This window comes from Cyclobacteriaceae bacterium, assembly GCA_013141055.1.
Classification (GTDB): Bacteria; Bacteroidota; Bacteroidia; order Cytophagales; family Cyclobacteriaceae; genus ELB16-189.
The window spans coordinates 824,280-845,962 of sequence record JABFRS010000002.1 but is presented as its reverse complement, the minus strand read 5'-3'; the positions used below and the strand labels follow the sequence as shown (position 1 = coordinate 845,962).

General features: G+C 42.0%; 16 protein-coding genes. 5 read left to right on the top strand and 11 right to left on the bottom strand.

The window, feature by feature from the left end; translation table 11 throughout:
• Nucleotides 1-9: 9 nt before the first annotated feature.
• The 10 genes from HOP08_18270 to HOP08_18225 form a co-directional block, all read right to left on the bottom strand.
• The gene (locus HOP08_18270) at nucleotides 10-2,469 is read right to left on the bottom strand and encodes a DUF4982 domain-containing protein (GenBank protein NOT76874.1); all 2,460 of its coding nucleotides are present in this window, start codon (nucleotides 2,467-2,469) and stop codon (nucleotides 10-12) included.
• Between the two features lie 10 nt (nucleotides 2,470-2,479).
• Nucleotides 2,480-3,652: a mannonate dehydratase gene (uxuA, locus tag HOP08_18265; GenBank protein ID NOT76873.1), complete on the bottom strand. Its 1,173-nt coding sequence runs from the start codon at nucleotides 3,650-3,652 to the stop codon at nucleotides 2,480-2,482.
• Between the two features lie 10 nt (nucleotides 3,653-3,662).
• The gene (locus tag HOP08_18260) at nucleotides 3,663-4,829 is read right to left on the bottom strand and encodes an alginate lyase family protein (protein NOT76872.1); all 1,167 of its coding nucleotides are present in this window, start codon (nucleotides 4,827-4,829) and stop codon (nucleotides 3,663-3,665) included.
• Complete coding sequence (locus tag HOP08_18255; protein ID NOT76871.1) at nucleotides 4,826-6,016, bottom strand: DUF4861 domain-containing protein; 1,191 nt, start codon at nucleotides 6,014-6,016, stop codon at nucleotides 4,826-4,828. Before HOP08_18255 ends, HOP08_18260 begins: the two co-directional genes overlap by 4 nt.
• Nucleotides 6,017-6,026: 10 nt before the next feature.
• The gene (locus tag HOP08_18250) at nucleotides 6,027-7,196 is read right to left on the bottom strand and encodes a glucuronyl hydrolase (GenBank protein ID NOT76870.1); all 1,170 of its coding nucleotides are present in this window, start codon (nucleotides 7,194-7,196) and stop codon (nucleotides 6,027-6,029) included.
• 69 nt (nucleotides 7,197-7,265) lie between these two features.
• Nucleotides 7,266-8,714 (bottom strand): RagB/SusD family nutrient uptake outer membrane protein, encoded by a 1,449-nt coding sequence (locus HOP08_18245; protein NOT76869.1) that lies wholly within the window; start codon nucleotides 8,712-8,714, stop codon nucleotides 7,266-7,268.
• 24 nt (nucleotides 8,715-8,738) lie between these two features.
• A complete protein-coding gene (locus HOP08_18240) occupies nucleotides 8,739-11,837 on the bottom strand; it encodes a TonB-dependent receptor (protein ID NOT76868.1) in 3,099 nt (1,032 codons plus the stop codon).
• A gap of 99 nt (nucleotides 11,838-11,936) precedes the next feature.
• Nucleotides 11,937-12,992 carry a LacI family DNA-binding transcriptional regulator gene (locus HOP08_18235; protein ID NOT76867.1) on the bottom strand — a complete coding sequence of 352 codons (1,056 nt, stop codon included), beginning with the start codon at nucleotides 12,990-12,992 and terminating at the stop codon, nucleotides 11,937-11,939.
• 9 nt (nucleotides 12,993-13,001) lie between these two features.
• Nucleotides 13,002-13,241, bottom strand: coding sequence for a hypothetical protein (locus HOP08_18230; protein ID NOT76866.1), 240 nt, complete (start codon nucleotides 13,239-13,241; stop codon nucleotides 13,002-13,004).
• Nucleotides 13,242-13,339: 98 nt separating this feature from the next.
• Nucleotides 13,340-13,951 carry an RNA polymerase sigma-70 factor gene (locus HOP08_18225; GenBank protein ID NOT76865.1) on the bottom strand — a complete coding sequence of 204 codons (612 nt, stop codon included), beginning with the start codon at nucleotides 13,949-13,951 and terminating at the stop codon, nucleotides 13,340-13,342.
• Between the two features lie 150 nt (nucleotides 13,952-14,101).
• Here HOP08_18225 and HOP08_18220 point away from each other — a divergent pair, with 150 nt between their 5' ends.
• The 5 genes from HOP08_18220 to HOP08_18200 all read left to right on the top strand — a co-directional run bounded on the left by HOP08_18220 (nucleotide 14,102) and on the right by HOP08_18200 (nucleotide 17,631).
• Nucleotides 14,102-15,127, top strand: coding sequence for a LacI family DNA-binding transcriptional regulator (locus tag HOP08_18220; GenBank protein ID NOT76864.1), 1,026 nt, complete (start codon nucleotides 14,102-14,104; stop codon nucleotides 15,125-15,127).
• A 145-nt stretch (nucleotides 15,128-15,272) separates the two neighbouring features.
• Complete coding sequence (locus HOP08_18215) at nucleotides 15,273-15,806, top strand: RNA polymerase sigma factor (protein NOT76863.1); 534 nt, start codon at nucleotides 15,273-15,275, stop codon at nucleotides 15,804-15,806.
• A complete protein-coding gene (locus HOP08_18210; protein NOT76862.1) occupies nucleotides 15,803-16,237 on the top strand; it encodes a hypothetical protein in 435 nt (144 codons plus the stop codon). The genes HOP08_18215 and HOP08_18210 overlap by 4 nt, the downstream gene beginning before the upstream one ends.
• A gap of 6 nt (nucleotides 16,238-16,243) precedes the next feature.
• On the top strand, nucleotides 16,244-16,660 hold the full coding sequence (locus tag HOP08_18205) for a hypothetical protein (protein ID NOT76861.1): 417 nt from the start codon (nucleotides 16,244-16,246) through the stop codon (nucleotides 16,658-16,660).
• Nucleotides 16,661-17,004: 344 nt separating this feature from the next.
• Nucleotides 17,005-17,631, top strand: coding sequence for a hypothetical protein (locus tag HOP08_18200; protein NOT76860.1), 627 nt, complete (start codon nucleotides 17,005-17,007; stop codon nucleotides 17,629-17,631).
• Between the two features lie 64 nt (nucleotides 17,632-17,695).
• Here HOP08_18200 and purL read toward each other — a convergent pair whose 3' ends face one another.
• A complete protein-coding gene (purL, locus tag HOP08_18195) occupies nucleotides 17,696-21,388 on the bottom strand; it encodes a phosphoribosylformylglycinamidine synthase (protein ID NOT76859.1) in 3,693 nt (1,230 codons plus the stop codon).
• Between the last annotated feature and the right edge of the window lie 295 nt (nucleotides 21,389-21,683).

Below are 21,683 nucleotides of genomic sequence, written 5' to 3'. Positions count from 1 at the left end.
AGGTTTAATTTATTCGACCGAAATAATCTCTGTCTTCATTCCTTCACTCTTTACACTCACCATACTCTTTCCTTTGTTCTTCTTCATTCTGATGATGGCTCTTCCATTATAAAGCTGGACGTAGTTTGAGCCGCCGGAAGTTCCCTGATGGTCAATCAATGTTCCGTCACCAGCAACAGCGAACCTTACAAAGTTGGAAGCATCCAGGCATTGTATCTTATTTTCATCTATCATTTTTACCTGAAGCGTAACCATGTCACCATCATCGCTGATCTTTTCAATCATCATACTTCCTGGCTTTCCCCATTTCTGTGTCTGGTAGAAAAATTCAATATGGTCCTCTGTAGTGATTTTTCCTTTTTTAGCGAGCACCCTGACCTTGTTCTCACCATTGTTGAACTTCATCATCCATCGAAGTCCGGCAGCAGGGAAATCCTGCCCGTTTCTTTTTTTTACTCCATAGCTCTTTCCATTAAGAAATAACTCAGCTTCATCGCAATTAGAGTAGACCTTTACCATTTTTTCTTCATCTTTTTCGCCCCAGCGAACCGGCCATGAATGTCCGTAGATATGAACCATCGGTTTATTCGTCCACCAGGATTGGAAAACATAGTATGCTTCTTTCTTGGTAAAGTCACGTTCCACAACCCCCTTTTGATTCATGTAAGGAACGGGATTATCAGGGCGTACCGGCGTTGAAAAATCTTTGAATGGCCAGTAGGCTGTTCCCGTAAGCAATGGCATTGTCTCCTGTTCTTTCAAATGCCAGTCGATCAGATTGCAGATATAGGATTCACTCCAGTCGCCGTCTTTGGAAACGCGGGCAGAACCACCAAATAATGATGCATCACCTGCACGCTCATCCACCGTTTTAGTGGATACTATTTTGCTTAATGTATTGTCAGGTGTTTCTGAATGACGACCTGCATGACTATCTCCACCCCATTCGACATGAAGGAAGTGCTTTACTTTTTCGAATTCGGTTTGTGTCGCTGTTTTATAGTCGGTATAAATTCCCCGATACCAACCCGCCCAGATAGAAGGTGAGTAAACATCCACTATGTCTTTGCAGAAATCACATCGGCGTATTGCAGTCTTGCGGGAAGGATCAAGTTGATGGGAGAGGTCGTTGAGCTCTTTCATAAAAGATCTGATCTTTTCCTTATCAAATTCAGGAAAATCTCCCGGCCAGTCATTTTCATTCCCCAATCCCCAGATCATAATGGAGGGATGGTTATAATGCTGTTCGATCATATTGGTAAGCATGCGTCTTGCTTGCTGTTTATAAATGTCATTGCCCAACCCGCCCCGGCACCATGGGATTTCTTCCCATACCAGGATGCCAAGACTGTCACATAGATCCAGAACAATACGTGACTGCTGATAATGTCCGAGCCTAATAAAGTTGACGCCCATTTCTTTCATGGAGATCATTTCTTCGAGGATCATCGATTGAGTCATCGCAGCCGCCACTCCTGCATGGTCTTCATGACGATGAGTACCTCTTAGCAGAAGTCTTTGACCGTTTAATAGAAAAGGTCCTTTCTCAACAAATTCATAATTCCTGAAACCTACTTTTTCTTTTTGGGTGCTTTCACCCAGGGACGTTTTAAGTGTTGTGGTGACCGTGTAAAGTTTAGGAGTTTCAGTAGACCAGCGCACAGGATTTTTTAAATCAAAGGTTGCGATGGATTGATCTCCGCTAAATGTATTCAATTGAATTTTTCTCTGATCAACTATTTTTCCGGATGGATCAGTGAGTGTTACAGATATTTCGCCTTCCGATTTAGAGTCTGGATTGTAAAACCGCGCCTTTATGTTGAGCTTTCCGATCTTGCCTGCTTTGTCCGTTTCCGCGAAAGCGAATAGTTTATCAATTGAAACAGCTGGAGCGTAGACAAGATTGAGGTATCGGTAGATTCCACCATAAATATTAAAATCAGAAAGACTCGAAGGAATCATTTCAAGGTCGCGGGAATTATCCGTGCGGATTGATACCGGTATCTTTCCCTTGAATTGTTTTTGAAACTCTTCCTTGGTCTTGAATTGATTAACAGCATCAGTGATGTCGACAGTCCATTCATCATAACCGCCTACATGCTCACCAACTTTGGTAGTGTAAATGTAGACTTCGGTTTTTTGGCCGGCTCCTTCAAAGTGAAGAAGTGTCCTTCCTTTATCATGCGGATTGCTAATGCTGAGTTGCGTACGATACCATGCCGGCCCCTGATAATAATTAACATCAGGATCTACAGCATCCAACGCATTGACACAATGAGGTAATGAGACAGAATCCCATAGCGGCACACTTTCAGGATTTCCTTTGCCAACGGGGCGGACAGCTTCCCAGATACCACCGAGATCCTGCTTCAGAAATTCCCAATGATCATTCAGTCTTGTTTTTTGCTGTGCATGAATGAGGGAGCATCCTGAAAGAAGGATAGCCAATAATAAAATTCTTTTGTTCACGGAGTGTAAATTATTTCAGTTGAAGCATATGATGTATTCCGAGTTCCAGTCCACGCAGCTCTGCAAGTCCTCTGAGTCTTCCGATCGCAGAATATCCGGGGTTTGTTTTCTTGTGAAGGTCATCGAGCATCTGATGACCGTGATCGGGACGGAATGGAATAGGATCTTTTCTTTTCTGCTGTTCTAAAACAAGTGCATGCATCACAGCGGGCATGTCAACATCTCCATCAAGGTGATCAGCTTCAAAGAAACTTCCTTCTTCATCTCTGCGGGTACTTCTTAAATGAATGAAATTGATCTTGCTGCCCAGACGCTGAACCATTCCCGGCAAATCGTTGTCGGCCCTTACTCCGAATGACCCAGTGCAAAAACACAATCCATTAAAAGGAGAGGAGTAAGCGTTGATCAGTTGTCTGGCATCAGACTCAGTGCTTACCACGCGTGGCAATCCAAAGATCGGATAAGGAGGATCGTCCGGATGAATGGCAAGCTTCACCTGCTCGCGTTCGGCCACCGGACCGATGTGTTTAATGAAGTGGTAAAGATTGTTGCGTAGCTGCTGATCATCAATGCTGGCGTATTCATCAAGAACACTTTGAAATGCTGAAAGAGTATAACCTTCTTCTGCTCCTGGAAGTCCGGCAAGGATATTTTTTTGAAGGGCCAGAGCCGAATCAGTTGTTAATTTTTCAAAATAAGATTTAGCTTTTGCAACTACCGGCAATGAGTAGTCGCTTTCTGCATTCTTTCTTTTTAATATAAAGAGATCGAAGGCGGCAAATGCAATAGCATCAAACCGAAGAGCCTTTGATCCATCTCGGGTTACAAAAGCCAGATCGGTGCGCGTCCAGTCCAGCACGGGCATGAAATTGTAACACACTGTTTTTACTCCGCAAAGTGAAAGATTTGTAATACTCTTCTGATAATTGCTGATATACTTTTCAAATCCGGGCTTTTGCTTCTTGATATCTTCGTGTACTGGAACACTTTCCACGACTGACCAGGTCAACCCTGCGTTTTCAATGATCTCTTTCCTTTTTCTGATCTCGTTTACCGGCCATTCTTCTCCATTGGAAATATGATGCAGAGCGGTAACGATGCCTGTGGCACCTGCTTGTCTGATGTCACTCAGACTAACGGGATCATTTGGACCGAACCATCGCCAGGTTTGTTCTAACTTCATTTTTTGAATTTTACTTTAGCCAAATCAATGGATTTCTAACCGGAACATTGCGGATCACTTCTTCAACTTTCGGATCGTGATCAAGATTTTTCCAGGTGTTGTACCAGTTTTTTTCATGAAAAGCAACGGCTCCAAAAATCAATGATGGTTGGGCAACAGGCCAATTATCCCAATACATCACATCCTCTTGAAATTTCCATGAAGACTTATCATTAAGATAGGGATATAAAAATTCAATTCCTTTGCGAATCGATTTTCCATCCTTCGTCTGATATTTCCATAGGTCGTTTTTATCATCAGAGAGAATCTGGCACACCATGACCATTGCATCCAGATTAAAAATTGAATAGCCATAAGGTTTGGTTCTTTTCAATTCCAGAGGGAAGCTCCCATCGATTGCCATTTGATTGGGTAACAATACAGTTTTATAGCGGTCACGACAGAAATTCAGAAGCTCGTTGTTGTTGGTAAACTTTGCGAAGGAGGCAACTTGCATGACCCAACATGTTCCATGGTTGTTCAGCGCATTCATTTCTTCCTTTCCGTAAGGATGTGTAGTTAGCCATGTCAGATAATCGCTAAACCATTTTTTTATTTTAATTACTGTCGATAGATCAATTGCTTTAGATTTCTCTATGACCATCACGCCTTGTGCGACCTCCATAAGATGGATTGTGTCAATGATCCCGATGCCTCTGCCAGTGACTTTGCCTTTGATTGCTTGCGCGAATTGCAGGTTAGGATTCATCAATGTCTCTGAATTGACAAACCAGGCTTTCAGGTGCGTGACGGCATGTACGACATACTTTACATCACCGGTTAATTTGTAAGCAGATGCAAGCGATCCGATGATCTTACTAAAGCGGATCATGGCGAGGCGATGGGCGACAAAATTCTCCGGATTAGTTAATCCATCGCGTTGAATGTAAGGTCCGTTTATATTGGTAGAGTCCGGCCACCAGTAATCTCCTTCCGAATAAAAATCATGCAAACCACCAGCAGTTCTAGGGGAAGAAGTAGTAGTTACAGTGATAGGTTTCTGTCGTAGAGCTTCTTCGGCAGATCGTAATATCTGTTGACGTAACGTTATGCTTATTTCTTTTTCATTGATCTGCTGACCATAAAGAATTCCCCGTGATGAGAGAATAATCAGACATAAAAGAATTCTAAAAATCATTTGAAAGTTATCCAAAGAGGAGAAGAAATGCGTTCTGAGAATTTGTCCAGATAATTATTCCAGATGTCTTTTGAAGTGATCACTCCGGCTTTCTTCCATCCAAAACCTGTATAGTAAACCAGTTGACTGGGTTGGCTCATCAACTTAGGAGATTTCATTCTGGCAAGAACATACAATTGGCTAAGATCTTTTTTTGGAGTTCTGTAATCAATGTATTTTATCAGTGATCCCTTTCGAATCACAACGCCGGTACCCAACTCTGAGTCGTCGATGGATTCCCAGTAGCTAAACCATGCCTTTGTGGAGTCTGCACTCGTAACGCCTTTTTTGTCGTGAAGCGTTATTCCTACGGTAACATTGGGTATACTTCCAGAGCTATGAATAAATTCTTCCACCATGTAGAGTTGACTTCCGACATCAAGAGTGATCTGTTTTGTTTCCTGAATGGTGACATCGTCCACTTTCCACGGGGCGTACGTTAGAGTAAAAATATTCCGCAAAGGTCCTTCTGCTATCTTTCTGTATGAGATAAAATTCTTTGACACATAGAGGGAATCATTCTTCCAGACACCGATGCCGCCGCAACCTCTGCTTGCACCAACATGGTAGGGATCATAACCCTCATTCTGATCATCCTTGTGATAGCTTCCACCATCCACATATTTTTTGTACCATTTGTCGATGATGGGATAATCAACTCGTTTTAGCCAGCAATCCAGTCCGCTGGATAGTGTTCCTCCTTTTTCATTCTGATCTACGAGTCGTTGTGCTTCCGGTCCATACGTACGAAAGGCAACCAGGTTATTTTCCCATGCAAAGTCATCAATGCGTTCAGGAACATATCGGGAATGAGTGAGGCTTGGTGCTGTTGCTTTCTTAGAGCCAACCTGAATTTTATATGTCTGGGTTTCGTTAGCTCCGATGGTTGCCTGAAATACAATCTGATCGTATGTAGAGTCGCCATTCATATCAATTAGTTGACTGATGACGATTTTACTATTTTGATAAACTTCCAGTAATGGAATCTCTTTTGATTTTATTCTAATAAACGAAATCGGAACTGTGACAATCTCCTTCCGTTCGTAGTTGAGATTATTTTTGACGACAATCTCCTTGACGACAGGAGATTTAAAGGAGGTCAGGCATAGAATGCAAAGAAAAATTGGAGCGATCCGTGTATAATGCATATGCTGGATTTCATTTCTTCGTCGTCATTCTGTCATAACGAATCAGAGCCTCAAGATAATAGTAATCTGCATAAATAATTGGCACATCGACTTCGGATTTTGCAGGCTTGTGACCAGTGCTGTGCATCAGAATAAAATCATGATTACTACCTGTATTGGCTAGATAGGAGGGACTGCTCAGGCTTGTCAGAATTTCTTCAGAGAATTTTTTGTAGCGTTCACCCTCTTTGACGTAGCCACTCAGTTCAAGTAATCCTGAAGCAGTGATGGCAGCCGCGGATGCATCTCTCTCCTCATTTGGAATATTCGGAGCATTATAATCCCAATAAGGAATTCTGTCCTTGGGAAGAGTAGGATAACTGATAATAAAGTCAGCAATCTTTACAGCCTGATCCAAAAATCTTTTGTCTCTTGTTTCGCGATAAGCGACTGTATAACCATACATGCCCCAAGCCTGACCTCTTGCCCAGGCAGATTCTGCACTGTATCCCTGATGAGTTCCTTTCCAGATGGTATTGCCCGTGAGTGTATCATAATCAACTACATGAAAGCTGCTGTTATCAGGCCGGAAGTGATTCTTCATCGTTGTCAAAGCATGGGTAACGGCGATTTTATAGAAGCTTGAATCGCCACTTGCTTTGGTTGCCCAGAACAGCAATTCAAGATTCATCATATTATCGATAATGACAGGAAACTGCCACTTGCCATGATTCCATGAGCGAATCGTTCCTGTCGATGGACGAAACCGTGATGACAACGAACGCGCGCCTTGCAGAAGTATTTCTTTATAAGCTGGGTCTTGTGTTAATCGTAATCCATTTCCGTAAGAGCAATAGAGAATAAATCCCAGATCATGAGTCGATCGGTTGAATTTCTCTTTCTCTAAACCTTTGGTCCATTTTCTTGCAGCGATATCCCATTTTTTATCCTTCGTGAGATCATACATGTACCAGAGGTTGCCGGAATAAAACCCACTGGTCCAGTCGCGCGATATAACTGCATTGAGTGTATCAGCCTTTGTTGATCTTGGAAAACGTGTTGAATCTTTAAAATCCTTTAAGCGTTGTTCAAGTTGTTTTTGTGCTGCCTTGAGAGGCACTTTGGGATTGAATTTTTTACTGACATAAAATCCGGAGAGTAAAATGGTGCAAAAAGCAAGGATGATATAGATATTCTTCATGTCCGTCTTAAAAAATTAAAAGCATAAGTTACCAATTTGTAAGAGGTAACTTATGCTTGAATTATGAGTTTAAAAACCTGGATTGTTTGGCTTTAAATTCGGGTTGATTAGAATTTCCGATTGCGGTACAGGGAATAGCAGGTGATTATCATCAATGTCACGGTTGTAAACTGTTTTCTGATATTGTTTCAATCTCCCCATTCTGATGAGATCATAACGGCGGTGACCTTCCATGCAAAGTTCCCAGGCACGCTCCTGAAGGAGTGCATCAATGAAATTATCATTGGTAGGAGTGGTTCCGAATGATAAAGGTCCCAGACCTGCTCTTGCCCGAACGAGATTGATACCATTGAATTTGTTCACGTCTCCGGTGTTAATAGCATTCGTTGCTTCTGAGTGCATCAACTGAACGTCCGCCATTCTCAGGATGATAAAGTTGTTTCGTGCGTTGTTGTTTCCGTTTGCGGTACGATTTGGATCCCTGTACTTGTTCAGATAATAATAAGGCAATACCGTTGCGCCAGCCATGTTGCTGGTATTCCATGCTTTTCTAATATCCGTTCCTCCAAACGATGCAACGAAAGCATTGTTAAGCTTGAATGAACCTGAGCCCTGACCACCGATCACACCGGCAACCGTTGGGAACATCATTGCGATCACGATATTTCCTGTAGCGTTCGGATTGTCAAACTGGACAGAGAATATGTGTTCATCCTTATTCTCCTTAGCTGGATCCGGATCGAAAATGTCTCCGTAAACAGGAATTAGTTTGTAAAGATTCTGAGCGATCACACGATTACATGCATCCAGTGCTTTTTGATTATCTCCTGATACAGCGGCAGAAGTTGAGGCACGGGTAAGATAAACTTTTGCTAGAAGGGCGGCGGCAGCCCCACTGGATACGCGACCTTTTTCCCCAGTAACAATTGCATTTTCTTTAACACAGTTTGCTTCAGCGAACGTAAGATCTTCAATGATCTGGGTATAAACATCAGCAAATGCTGTACGTGCAGGTTTTAAATTTGGGTCACTCGGACTCTTTATGGTTTTCAAAACCAGGGGCACATCTCCAAAAGAACGAATAAGGTCAAAGTATGCGAGGGCACGTAGAAAACGTGCATTGCCAAGGATGTTATTTTTGCTGGCATCATTCATAACGATTGACGGAACTTGTTCCAATAAATCGTTCGCGCGATTGATCATGATGTAGGAATTGATCCACCAGTTCCTGATCTCATCGTTTGCGTCGGTGTAGAAGAACCCCTCAATTTCCTGACGAGGTGCATTCACAAGTGCCGTCTGCAGATAATCCCCCGGTAATTCTGACACGAGCCACGCTGTTCGCTGATAATAGGTTTGCGCCTGCATGGGAACAAACACGGCGTTCAAACCAATTGCCGCATCCTTCTCAGTTTTGTAAAAATTATTTCCAAGAAAGTCGTATGGCTTTTCTGTAAGGAAGTCCTGGCAGGATGAGAGTATGCCAAGGATAAAAATAATTGCTATATATTTTTTCATAGTGATATTCATTTATGCTTTAAATCAGAAACCAAGACGAACTCCTACAATGAAAGTCTTCGAAGCCGGGAAAGCGTTGTAATCCGTGTTCAGGCTTAAGTTATCAGACCCGAATGAGTTTACTTCCGGATCAAAGCCTTTGTATTGTGTGAATGTGAAGAGATTTTGTCCTGTCACATAGATGCTCGCTGACTTCAACGTATTTCCAATTGCTTTTGGAATCGGAAGATCATAACCAATGGTTATGGTCTTTACTCTGAGAAAACTTCCGTCTTCAAGAACTTCACTGGTGATACCGGTGCTTCTGCGGGCAACACTGTTGGCCTTTGGAATAGTATTGCTTGTTCCGGGACCTGTCCATCGATCCAGCATGGTTGTCATCTTATTTGTGTTGGTAGTTCCGGACTCAAGCTCGTAGCGATTCAGATTTAAAACATCCTGACCCTGAACACCCTGCAGAAGAACCATGACATTTAAGCGCCCTACTGTAACAGTGTTAGTCATACCATAGTAAAAATCAGGCTGTGCACGTCCAATGATAACGCGATCATCAGAGTTGATAATGCCATTCTTATCCTGATCAACATATTTAGGATCCCCAGCTCTGTAGGTTGGAGTAGTGATTCCGGATGCAACGATCTCCTCAGCTGTCTGCCAGATTCCATCAAACTGATATCCATAGAAAGATCCGATAGGCTCTCCAACGCGAAGGATGCTTGTAGTTGATGCACCTGATCCGGGGAACAAGCTGCTGCTGGAGGCACCAACAATGCGCTGAGTTTCTCCATTCAAGTCGAGCACTTTATTACGATTACGTGTAAAGTTAAGATTGGTAGTCCATTTTACTTTTTTGGAATCGATGTTGATGGTTGTTACTGAAAGCTCGAAGCCATTGTTTCCAACCTTTCCAGCATTCAGAAGGATACTGTTGAGTCCTGCAGTTTGTGGAATAGCAGCCTGAAGCAATAAATCACTTGTAACCTTGTCGTAGTAATCGGCAGTAAGGAGTACGCGATTATCAAACAAGCCCAAGTCGATACCAACGTTAAACGATGCAGTAGATTCCCAGTGCAGATCAGCATTGGCAATGTTTGCAACCGCCTGACCAACAAGTCTGGTAACACCTGATACATAATTGGAATTTGTATAACGTCCCATGGATTGGTAAGGATCAATTTCCTGATTACCAACGATTCCGTAACCTACGCGAAGCTTCAGGTCGCTCACCTTAGTGATGTTTTTCATGAAGTTCTCTTCAATTATCCTCCATGCAATTGCACCTGAAGGAAAATATCCCCACTTTTTATTGGGACCAAATTTGGAAGAACCATCTGCACGCATGGTGAACGTAACAAGATATTTATTCGTGAGTTTATAGTTAATACGTCCAAAAAAGGATGCTAACTGGTTTCCTGTTTTTGAAGATGTTGGAGCTACTGCACCGGAACCAATTCCAAGATTATTGGCACCTAATGCGTCAGTAAAGAAAGATGTAGCTGCCGATCTGAAACTTTCAGTGATGGATTGCTGTGCACTGAATCCGCCGACAACGTTGATAGTATGCTGACCGAATTCTTTATCATACGTTAAAGTGTTCTCATTTACCCAGTTGGTCCTGTTGGTAGATGATTGTGCAGCAGAGCCTACCGTTACCCCACCACCGAAGAATATTCCGGATGGAACATATGAATTGATATTTCCGTAATTCATATCAATACCACCACTCACTCTCAATTTTAGTCCTTTGATGATGGAATATTCACCTGCTGCATTCAGTAATGCGCGAAATACATTCCGATTGTCTGAAGCAGAATTGGCATACTGCACAGGATTACCCGTTTGTGTTGTTTCAACATATGGTGCCGGGCCATTGCGTAAGGTATAGTTTCCGGTTGCATCGTAAACAGGTACTCCTGGATTCATACGCATTGCATCCATGACAACTCCACCTGCAGAACCTCCTGCAGTATTGACCAATGATTTATTTTCAAGTGAACGTGTTAATTGGCTGGTGAAAGAGAAATTTAACTTTTCACTCACTTTCCTGTCTATGTTAAATCTTAATGAACCTCTTTTGAATCCTGAATTGATAATGATACCATCCTGATCAAAGTAATTCATACTTACATTGTAACGGGTGCCGCCGCTACCACCATTAAACCCTAACTGGTAGTTGCGGATCGGTGCCGTTCTGAAAATTTCGTCCTGCCAATCTGTTCCTTTTCCAAGGGCATCAAGATCGGCCTGAGTAGGATAGGGAAGAGCAGTTGTTGAACCTGTTTCCTGATTAGTCAAAGATTGAACGTCATTCAGGTAGGAGCCGAATTGCTGAGCATTCATCAAATCATATTTCTTGCGCACCGTCTGAATGCCAGTATAAGCTTCAAACGTGATGGAGTTCTGATCCATCTTTCCCTTTTTGGTTGTGATGATAATAACTCCGTTAGCTCCACGACTTCCATAAATGGCAGTTGCGGATGCATCTTTCAATACATCGATTGATTCAATATCGCTTGGGTTAATGCTGTTGAGATCTCCTGCGCCTGGAAAACCGTCAATTACAAACAACGGCTGATTGCTTGTATTGATAGAGTTTGTTCCGCGAATACGGATTGAGATATTACCACCTGGTTCAGCACTTGTCTGTGTGATCTGAACTCCACTTACACGTCCTTGCAACATCTGATCTGCGCGTGTAACAGGTACGTTTCTGATCTCTGACATGGCAACAGATGATACAGCGCCAGTGAGATCACTTTTCTTTTGAGTACCATATCCGACCACTACCAATTCACTCAGTTGGGTAACATCTGTTTTCATTTCGATGTTAACCTGACTTAGTTCACCTACAGCAACTTCCTGGTTGCTCATTCCAATAAAAGAAAAGGTCAGGACGGCTCCGGCATTTACGTTGATAGAGTATTTTCCATCAGCATCTGTTACCGTACCATTATTGGTTCCTTTTTCGAGGACGTTTACCCCAGGAAGACCTTCTCCTGTATCAGCCTTAACCAAGCCAGTGACCAATCTGGTCTGGGCCTGGGCGGGAAGCACAGAAAACAGGCCGAAAACCACTAGCACCTGAAGGATGTGTGTCAGCTTGTTAGATAAATTTTTAATCATAGTTTTTTAGGTTAGTGCGTTTAGATTGCCAGCGATTGCAATCGATTTAAATCAATGACGTATAAAACATGTCTTTCCCCTACAAGAGGAAAAATTAAATCAGTTTCTAAGGGCGCTCGTGGGTATTGGTATTCCAGAGTGCATGGAGGATCTCCGGATTACCAGTTCAGGCATCAGCACGATTTTCTTTGGTATAAACTTGTCAAGGGGAGAGGCACTTATCTCATCCAGAAAGATCTCTGACGCGATGTTTCCCATTCGCTTACAATGTTGGTCGATCGATGAAAGCGGTGGATCACTGAACTCTGTAAAGGGTTCATTGCTGAATCCCATGATCGCGACCTGTTCAGGTACTTTGACATTTCGCTCCTTCAATACCTGCAAAGCACCCATTGCACTGAGATCACTGGATGAAAAAACAGCGTCTGGTAATGCATCGAGTTCCAGAAGCTTGACCATACAATTTCTCCCATCGATCAATTGCATATCACCTTCCACCACTAATTCGCTGAGGAAAGGAATACCGTTGTCTTCGAGCGCTGCCTTGTAACCCCGAAGTCTTTCTTTATAAATATTGATCTTTTGATAGCTGGTTAAATGAGCGATTCTGTTGCATCCTTGTTGAATAAGATGCTCTACTGCCTTGTAAGCACCGAGATAATCGTCAATGACCACGTGACTGATCTCCAGTTCATCATTGGATCGGTCAAACAGGATCACCGGGATGTTTTTGCTCTTTGCTTTTAAGAAATGATCGAAATTTTCCGTCTTTTTTGAGTGAGAAGCAATGATTCCGTCTACCCGGGAATTCAGCAAAGCTTCAACGGCAGCAGCCTCAAGCCTGGGATCTTCGTGCGTCTGGCAGATCATAACCTGGTAGCGTGCTTTGATCGCCACTTCTTCAATGCCTCTTACGATGGATCCAAAAAAGTTACGATCGGCCGAAGGTATGATTACACCGATGATATTGCTTTTACCATTTCGCAACGCAGCGGCGATGTGATGAGGTTGATAACTGAATGCTTTTGCTGCTTTGTTGACAGCGCGTTTTGTCTGTTCGCTGATGCGTGGACTATCATTAAGTGCTCTTGAAACAGTGGAAGCGGCAATTTGAAGCTCCCTGGCGATATCGTGAATAGTTGCTTTCTTGGTCATAGTTTACCCTTACATTAATCCATCCTCTTCCAGTCTATGGCGTAGTTTGTCAAAGTGATTCTTGCTGTTACTGTTGGAGGAATTATTTTCGCAGCGATCAAGCAGCAACAGTTTTATCAATTCATATTCAGTTTTTAATTCCGGATCATTAGACAATAGCTCCATAAGCTTTCCGGAATCTTCGGAAGTACCTTCCCGGGAGAGACACCGGGCAATCAATTCATAAGTTTCAGATGAGTATATTTTCACAGTCTCTCACAAGACGGCAAAAGGGTAGGGATACCCTTACAAGGATTGCTAAAATGCTTAAATCAGTGCGATATGGCGTTAAATCCTCTCGTCAATAATCAGAAGTTTGAAATATTTAGTTCTCCACGGAGATGTTTCAATGCTCTTCCCATTTGGGTATCAATAGTTTTAATGCTGAGATTTAACTTTTCTGCAATTTCTTTATATGTGATCTCTTCATTTCTGCTCATTAAAAAAATGATCCGGCACTGAGGTGGAAGAGTCTGAATAGCAGCCTGAATTTTTCTTGAAAGCTCTTCATAAACAATGGCCTCAAGAGCAATCGATTGACCACACGGAACGTCAGGGATATTCTCGATGCTTGCGTGCTTGGTATTCTTTGATTTTCGGAGGCAATCCAGTGAACGGTTACGAACTGAAGTGACCAGATAGGATGCAAACGAAGTTTTAATTTGTATGTCTTTTCTGTTTTTCCAGAAATTATAAAAAACGTCATCCACAACCTCTTCTGCTAATTCTATGCTATGAACAATCCTGCTGGAAAGGTGGCAAAGGGAGCGGTATGTTTTGTTGAAAAGTCTTTCGAAAGCTACTGCGTCATTATGAAGTGCAACGCGTTGGAACAATTGATCAATTCCTTGATTTCCGCAGTGTAGCGTAGGCGCATAGGGTCTTGCCTGCTGTTGCACTAAGGTTGATATTGTGTTCATTGTGCGCAATCGATTGTACTAATTTTATACGATGGTAGGAATATTTATTAGAAAATGGTTGCTTATTAAAATATATTTTATAGGGACCGTTCCCGGGAACGATCCCAACTTTTCTGACTACCTTACTATGGTAAAAAATGAAACAAATTCATGAGCAGTAATTCCGTCACGATAAAAGACATTGCAAAATTCCTTGGCATTTCTAAGTCAACAGTGTCGCGTGCGCTATCAGAACATTCAGATGTCAACATAGAAACGCGAAAGAAAATCATTGAAGTTGCGGAGCGATTAAACTATCAGCCTAACGCACTTGCACTTAACCTAAAACAGCAGCGAACCAATACAATAGGAGTGATCATTCCTGAAACGGTTAATCGCTTTTTCGCAAAAGCGATCGGAGGCATTCAGCGTGTAGCAAATCTGGCGGGTTATAATGTGATGATCTGCCAATCCGACGAATCTTATTCCGCTGAGCGAAGTAATCTGCGATCCCTCATGGCATCACATGTGGATGGGGTATTGATTTCTGTTTCTGGTGAGACAGATCGTACTGATCATTTTGAGGTATTGTTACAGAAAAAAATCCCCGTTGTATTTTTTGATAGGGTTCGGGAAGATCTGAACACTTCTCAGGTATTTACTGATAATTATGATATCGCTTTTGCGGGAACAGAACATCTTATTGCTCAGGGATGCAAACGCGTAGCAATTGTGGCAGGTCCTCAAAATTTATATAATAGCCGCCATCGTCTGAATGGGTATCTCGATGCATTGAAAAAGCACGAACTGCCGGTAAAAGACAGTTATATCATTCATTCTGATTTCAGAGGAGTAAATGTGGAAGATTACACTCGCAGGTTAATCAACCTTCCTCAACGTCCCGATGCAGTTTTTGCCATCAATGATTATTCAGCCATTGAGATGATGCATGTTTTTAAAAAAAATGGACTTCGTATTCCTCAGGATATTGCAGTGTTGGGTTTTAATAATGAAAAAATCTGTCGTTTCGTTGAACCTTCTCTAAGCACGATCGATCTATCGGCTTATGATATGGGTGTAGCTTCAGCAGAAATACTGTTAGACCAAATCAAAGATCCCGGAGCTCCTATTAAGAAGAAGCTGATAAAAAGTGAACTGATCATGAGAGAATCAACTCACTTGATCTCAAAACACTAAAGGATAAGGAAATAATTGCGGCTAAGGTCATTTTTGAAATTCAAGCGTGCGTATCCAGAACGATTCTGAATCCTGAAAAAAAGACTTGCCCTTGGAATAAATAGTGGCTTTCCTTTGTCTAATCCTCAAAACCAGGTAGTGCCGAATGGAACAAACCGATGATGACTTGGTAAGAAAGTCCCGAAATGGCGATGATCAGGCGTTTAAAGCCCTGGTGATGCGGCATGAAGGAAAAGTCGCGGGGGTGGTTCAGTCCATGCTGGGTGCTACACCCGAAGCCGAGGATGTCGGCCAGGAAGTATTTGTAAGATTTTATCAGTCTATGGACAAATTCAAAGGTGAGTCTGCTCTGAGTACCTATTTGATTCGAATTGCAATCAATCTCTCTATCAATGAGATCAAGAAAAGGAAAAAGCAGAATTCGCTCTTCACGAAAGAAGAGGCAGGACTCAATGTTAGAACCACGGATGATAAGAGTGATGTGAAAGAAGTTGTTGCTTATGAATTGAAGCGCCTTGATCCTGACTTTCAGTCGGTCGTAACGCTAAGATTAATTGAAGGTTATTCAACAGAAGAGACAGCGGAGTTATTGGGTATACCGCTTGGAACAGTTCTTTCACGACTATCAAGAGCGCAGAAGAAATTAAAAGGAGTTTTAGCAAAACATATAGGAATATGAGCCACGAAGAAACCGAAAACTTGTATCTCAAGTCACTGGATCAACCATTGTCTGATTTCGAGAGGCAATTGCTTACTAATGCAATTCAAGGAAATGCTGGTTTTGCTGAAGAGATTGAACGTTATAAAGAAATGCGTGAATCATTGACGCGTCAGCAACCCGCTACATTCGGTCCTTATTTCGCTCAGAAAGTGATTAGCCGTATTCAGGGAATGAGGGAGGAGATCGACAATAGTATTGCTTATTTCTTTAAGAAATATCAGCTCCCTGCTTTCGGTTTCCTGATTGCCCTGGTTGTCGGAAATATGTTTTTTACTCCTACAGATTTTTCAGACTCCGCAGATGTAACAACCGAAGATTCTTCTTTTGTAGAATCTTCCAATGATGATGAACTTTTATCATTCGATTTTTTTGAAAACTTTAATGAATAATTTGTTATGACCTCAGAACGTAAGAAAGCAGTACTTTTTTTATCAATCACACTGGTGATTGGGATTTTAATCGGAGCGATGATTCCTTCCTTTTTTGGGAGAATGCGTCATAAAGTCGGTATCGATCGGACTAAAATGGAACAGCGTGATAATAAAAAGGATGCAAAGAAGATGGATCGCAAATCAGGATTTGAGAGAATGGTCTTTCGTATTACCAAGCCTGATTCTGACCAGGTAAAATTGATCAGACCCATTTTGAATGAAACCTCATTGCAGATTGAAGCTCTTGAAAGAAAGTCTAATGAGGAGATGTCTGCAGTAATGGATTCAATGAAGGCGAAACTCAAGCCTGTATTGAGGGAAGATCAGATGAAAAAACTTGAGGACTTTTCACAAAAGGCTCGTGCGAGGCGCCGCAGATAATTGAAGTAAAGTGATCTATACTGATTATAAATAAATATTTTTTAAAAAAATTATTGCCAACATTTATCACAACTCTTCAGGATGGATCGCTTCAACGCCGCTGCACTGAAAAGGTTTTGCGAATTCCGACAATCTCCCATCAATGTTCACCACTCTCAACAATGAATGCTTTATTCAAGCATTCTGATTTGATTCTTTCTGTCTACTAACCGTTAGGTTTCAACCTGATATCGACACAGTTTAATAGTCTTTTGATTCCATTCAGTGTGTGAATCAGGGGTTTAGTGTAACGCTTTTCAAATTGCTCCGTTAAGCCACCTCTGAACACCCCAAACAAATACTTTATGAAAAAAATATTTTTACTGGCACTCGTTATGATGAGCATGCAATCATTTGCTCAGGATAAGAAAAAGACAAAGGATGAAACCTTTTTTAGCAAGGAGATTGAGAGCACTGGTTATGGAGCAATTACGACACAGTACTCTGAATTCAATGGGAGAGGCGCCATCTTCATGGGCCTTTATGGCGGTTGGATGATCAATCATAGACTGATGATCGGATTAGGCGGTGGTGGTCTGATGAATCGCCCCGACGGCTTCAATAAAGTTGGCGAGCATGATGGATCGAATGAGATTCAAATGGGATATGGCGGTCTTATGGTTGAATATACTTTCGCCAGCACTAAGAAGATACATCTGACTACCAGTGCATTAATTGGCGGAGGTGGTGTGTCAAACGGTCACTATTCTCCGGTTTCAAACACGCAGGCAACGCAATGGCGTATCATAGATGACTCTGGATTCTACATTTTTCAACCTACGCTGAACATTGAAATGAACATGACCAATTGGTTTCGCATAGCAGCAGGTGGCGGTTATCGTTATGTAACAGGAGCTGAGATCGCTGGATTGACTAATGGACAAATGTCAGCACCCACTGCAAGCCTTTCATTGAAATTTGGATTATTCTAGAAAGAATTAGTAAACACCCCTAAGTAAAAACGCCTCTGATCATTGAGGCGTTTTTTTATACTTCTTATTTCTTCGTTTTCTTTACCCACTCTCTTGCATTTACGAATGCTTCCATCCATGGTCCTATCTCATCTTCCTGTTTCGATCGAGTATAGTATGGCCAGTTCCATGGGAAAATGGTTCTCTCAATGTGTGGCATGATCGCCAAATGTCTTCCGTCTTTTGAACACAGCGCTGCTGTTGCAAAATCCGAATCATTTGGATTGCCAGGATATTCAGGATAAGTATAATTTGCTGCAATGGTGAATGATGTATTGCTCCCTAGCCTAAACATTCCCTCACCGTGAGCAAGCCAAACCCCTAATCGCGCTCCTTCATAACTGTGAAGCATTACAGAATTATTCTTGGGAATTTCAATATTAATAAAAGTAGACTCAAACCGGCCAGAGCCATTATGATGCATCTTAGGATGTTCATTCATTGGCATTTCTCTATTTACTAATCCTAACTCCATCATCAACTGACAGCCGTTGCAAACACCAAGACTAAGTGTGTCAGAGCGCATATAGAAATTATCAAGTGCTGCTTTGGCCTTTTCATTATAAATAAAAGCACCTGCCCAGCCCTTTGCAGAACCTAATACATCTGAATTGCTAAATCCACCAACAAACACAATCATATTGATGGTTGAAAGATCTTCGCGACCCGTAATAAGGTCAGTCATATGAACATCTTTCACATCAAAACCTGCGAGGTAAAGTGTATATGCCATCTCACGATCCCCGTTCACACCTTTCTCGCGAATAATGGCTGCCCTTAATCCAGATGATTTTCTTCTCTTTGGATCTATCTTAAGTGTCGAGAATTTACCATCAAATGCTGACTGGAATTTGTATTCAAGCTTCTGTTGAAAGATATTCTTCTTCCTGATGTCTGCATGACCTTTTGTTCTCTGAAGTTTATCCAGAAGGTAAGAGGTCTTAAACCATTTTTCACGAAGCTGTGGAATGTTAAAAGAGAATGACTGACTTCCGAATGAAATATCAATGGTAGATGAATCAATAACGTCTCCAAGCACCTTAAAATCGATTTTATTCTTCTTTAAAATATCAATTACTCTTTCATCTGAAAACTGGATAACGATGGATGGATTTTCACTGAAGAGAACTGCAACAGGCTCCATTCCCATTTCAGAGAGATTGAGTTTCAATCCAACGAGTGGTAAGGGGAAACACATTTCCAGTAGGGTGGTGATCAATCCTCCCGCTGAAACATCATGTCCGGCAAGTATGAGATCTTTTTTGATGAGCTCCTGAATTGTATTGAATGCCCTGGCGAAGTAGGCATCATCGGTCACATTAGGAACCTCTGTACCCAACTGATTAATAATCTGGGCAAAACTGCTTCCGCCAAGATTGAAATCTGCTTTTGAAAAATCAATTCCGATAAGTTTTGAATTGGCTACGATTTTAAGATCAGGTGAAACTGTCCTTCTTATGTCCTCTACTTCAGCAATGGCAGAAATGATAACTGTTCCTGGTGAGTGAACAACTTCACCATCTTTGTATTTCTGCGTCATGGAAAGGGAATCTTTGCCTGTGGGAATATTAATCCCTAACGCGCAAGCAAAATCACTAACCGCCTCAACGGCTTTATAAAGTCTTGCATTCTCTCCGGAACTCTTGGTCGGCCACATCCAGTTTGCACTTAATGAAACTCCTTTTAGTCCGTGTGAAAGAGGAGCCCATATAATATTAAGTAATGATTCGGCGATCGCAAGCTTGCTTCCTTTAGCAGGATCTATCATGGCAGCAGCAGGAGCATGACCAATACCAGTTGCAATTCCTTTATGGCTTGTAAAGTCAAGAGCCATCACTGAAACATTATTCAAAGGAAGCTGTATGGGTCCACACGACTGTTGTGTGGCAACTTTTCCGCTCACGGAGCGATCAACCTTATTCGTAAGCCAATCTTTACAGGCAACGGATTCAAGTTGGAGAACTTGCTCCAGGTAATATTGAATATGTAACGGATCGTATATTAGTGCTTTATAAGAATTCTCTTTTGTTACATCTTTTAAAATGGTTTTGGGAGAAGATCCAAAAAGATTATCAACCATCAGATCGAAAGGCCTGATGCTTTTATTTTTGGTAGCGAAGGTGAGTTTATGATCGCCAGTAGCTTCACCCACAACATAAAACGGTGCTCTTTCTCTTTCTGCGATACGATTAAAGTTCTCGACTCCTTTGGCACCAATCGCAACTCCCATTCTTTCCTGAGATTCGTTGCTAATGATTTCCTTTGCGGAAAGCGTTGGGTCGCCTACTGGAAGCTGATTAACTTCAATATTTCCCCCTGTTTCTTCCAGAAGTTCACTCAGACAATTCAAATGACCCCCTGCACCATGATCATGAATTGAGACGATGGCATTTTCCTTTGACTCAACCATTGCCCGGATGGCATTCATCACACGCTTTTGCATTTCTGGATTGGAACGTTGAATGGCATTTAGCTCTACCGCGTTTCCAAACTGACCGGTAGTCACGGATGAAACAGCAGCGCCGCCCATTCCGATGCGATAATTATCACCTCCAAGAATTATAATCTTATCGCCAGCTTTTAAATGTTCCTTCTGGCTGTCTTTCTTTTTGCCAAAGCCAACTCCTCCAGCGAGCATGATCACCTTATCGAATCCAAAATTAGCATCGCCTTCAAAATGCTCGAATGTAAGTACACTTCCTCCGATCATGGGCTGACCGAATTTATTTCCAAAATCACTCGCACCATCAGAAGCCTTGATCAGAATCTCTGCCGGAGTTTGATACAACCATTTTCTCTCCTTAAAATTTTTCTCCCAAGATCTTCCATTCTCAAGTCTCGGATAGGAGGTCATGTACACAGCTGTTCCGGCAAGTGGAAGTGAACCCTTACCACCTGCAAGTCGATCACGGATCTCGCCACCAGAACCGGTAGCAGCTCCATTGAAAGGCTCAACCGTTGTTGGGAAATTATGAGTTTCTGCTTTTAATGAAATAACAGAATCGAAGTCTTCGATAGTAAAATAATCAGCAGTATCCTGACGTGCGGGGGCAAACTGCTCGATGGTCGGCCCTTCGATAAAAGCCACATTGTCTTTATAAGCGGAGACGATGTAGTTAGGATTTTGTTTGGAAGTCTTTTTAATAAGTTGAAAAAGTGTAAACTCTTTTTCTTTTCCATCAATAATGAATGTGCCGTTAAAGATCTTGTGTCTGCAATGCTCAGAGTTGACTTGAGAGAATCCAAAAACTTCACTGTCAGTAAGTTTTCTGCCGAGCTTTACGCTAACATCTTTCAGATAATCGATCTCATCAGCACTGAGTGCCAGGCCCTCATTGTCACTGTAGGAAGCGATATCGTCAATTTCATAAATAGGTTCTGGAGTATGATGAATTGTGAAAGTACTTTGATCCAGAGTTGTGTAAAGAACCTGAAGCATTGGATCATGAGGTGCTTTGTCGTTTTCAACGGAAGAAAATTCCTCAATTCGCTCAATGCTGATCAGCCCCATATTTTGAGTGATCTCCACAGCATTCGTGCTCCAGGGTGTTATCATTTCTTTCCGAGGTCCGACAAAGTATCCGGTCAAAGACTTTTCATTCAGAGGTTTTGCGCCTCCGAAAAGCCATATCAGTTTTTGTATGTCGTCAGTGGAAAAAGATTGTGCGTGCCCAACCGCATAAAGTTGGCTGGAAAGAGACCGGAAGAATGAAATCATGTGGTGAAAGTGAGTCCAAAATTACAGGATTTGTGGAATTATGGGGAAGGTTATTTACTTTAATCACCCTCCTTTAAATCTATTTCCATGAAAAGTCAGTTGGATGTTTGGCTCTTTTGCTGACGAGTTTTTGCATGTTTTGGTTGACCGATTCTAAACGCGCAGGGCAATGGGATATAATTTTTTGATCGAAACCGCAGCTCAATCGTAGCAATAGCCCTTGCGGGTCTCCAATCCATGATTGTAGTGCCTCCTTAAATTTTCCCATTTTTACTAAAATATTAAAATGGCTGTC

What these genes read in the sequence shown, in the direction of transcription:
- HOP08_18220 (NOT76864.1), top strand. Translation starts at nt 14,102, where the DNA reads ATGAGCAGTAATTCCGTCACGATAAAAGACATTGCAAAATTCCTTGGC.
- HOP08_18245 (NOT76869.1), bottom strand. Translation starts at nt 8,714, where the DNA reads ATGAAAAAATATATAGCAATTATTTTTATCCTTGGCATACTCTCATCC.
- HOP08_18200 (NOT76860.1), top strand. Translation starts at nt 17,005, where the DNA reads ATGAAAAAAATATTTTTACTGGCACTCGTTATGATGAGCATGCAATCA.
- HOP08_18235 (NOT76867.1), bottom strand. Translation starts at nt 12,992, where the DNA reads ATGACCAAGAAAGCAACTATTCACGATATCGCCAGGGAGCTTCAAATT.
- uxuA (NOT76873.1), bottom strand. Translation starts at nt 3,652, where the DNA reads ATGAAGTTAGAACAAACCTGGCGATGGTTCGGTCCAAATGATCCCGTT.
- HOP08_18250 (NOT76870.1), bottom strand. Translation starts at nt 7,196, where the DNA reads ATGAAGAATATCTATATCATCCTTGCTTTTTGCACCATTTTACTCTCC.
- HOP08_18255 (NOT76871.1), bottom strand. Translation starts at nt 6,016, where the DNA reads ATGCATTATACACGGATCGCTCCAATTTTTCTTTGCATTCTATGCCTG.
- HOP08_18240 (NOT76868.1), bottom strand. Translation starts at nt 11,837, where the DNA reads ATGATTAAAAATTTATCTAACAAGCTGACACACATCCTTCAGGTGCTA.
- HOP08_18225 (NOT76865.1), bottom strand. Translation starts at nt 13,951, where the DNA reads ATGAACACAATATCAACCTTAGTGCAACAGCAGGCAAGACCCTATGCG.
- HOP08_18205 (NOT76861.1), top strand. Translation starts at nt 16,244, where the DNA reads ATGACCTCAGAACGTAAGAAAGCAGTACTTTTTTTATCAATCACACTG.
- purL (NOT76859.1), bottom strand. Translation starts at nt 21,388, where the DNA reads ATGATTTCATTCTTCCGGTCTCTTTCCAGCCAACTTTATGCGGTTGGG.
- HOP08_18260 (NOT76872.1), bottom strand. Translation starts at nt 4,829, where the DNA reads ATGATTTTTAGAATTCTTTTATGTCTGATTATTCTCTCATCACGGGGA.
- HOP08_18210 (NOT76862.1), top strand. Translation starts at nt 15,803, where the DNA reads ATGAGCCACGAAGAAACCGAAAACTTGTATCTCAAGTCACTGGATCAA.
- HOP08_18215 (NOT76863.1), top strand. Translation starts at nt 15,273, where the DNA reads ATGGAACAAACCGATGATGACTTGGTAAGAAAGTCCCGAAATGGCGAT.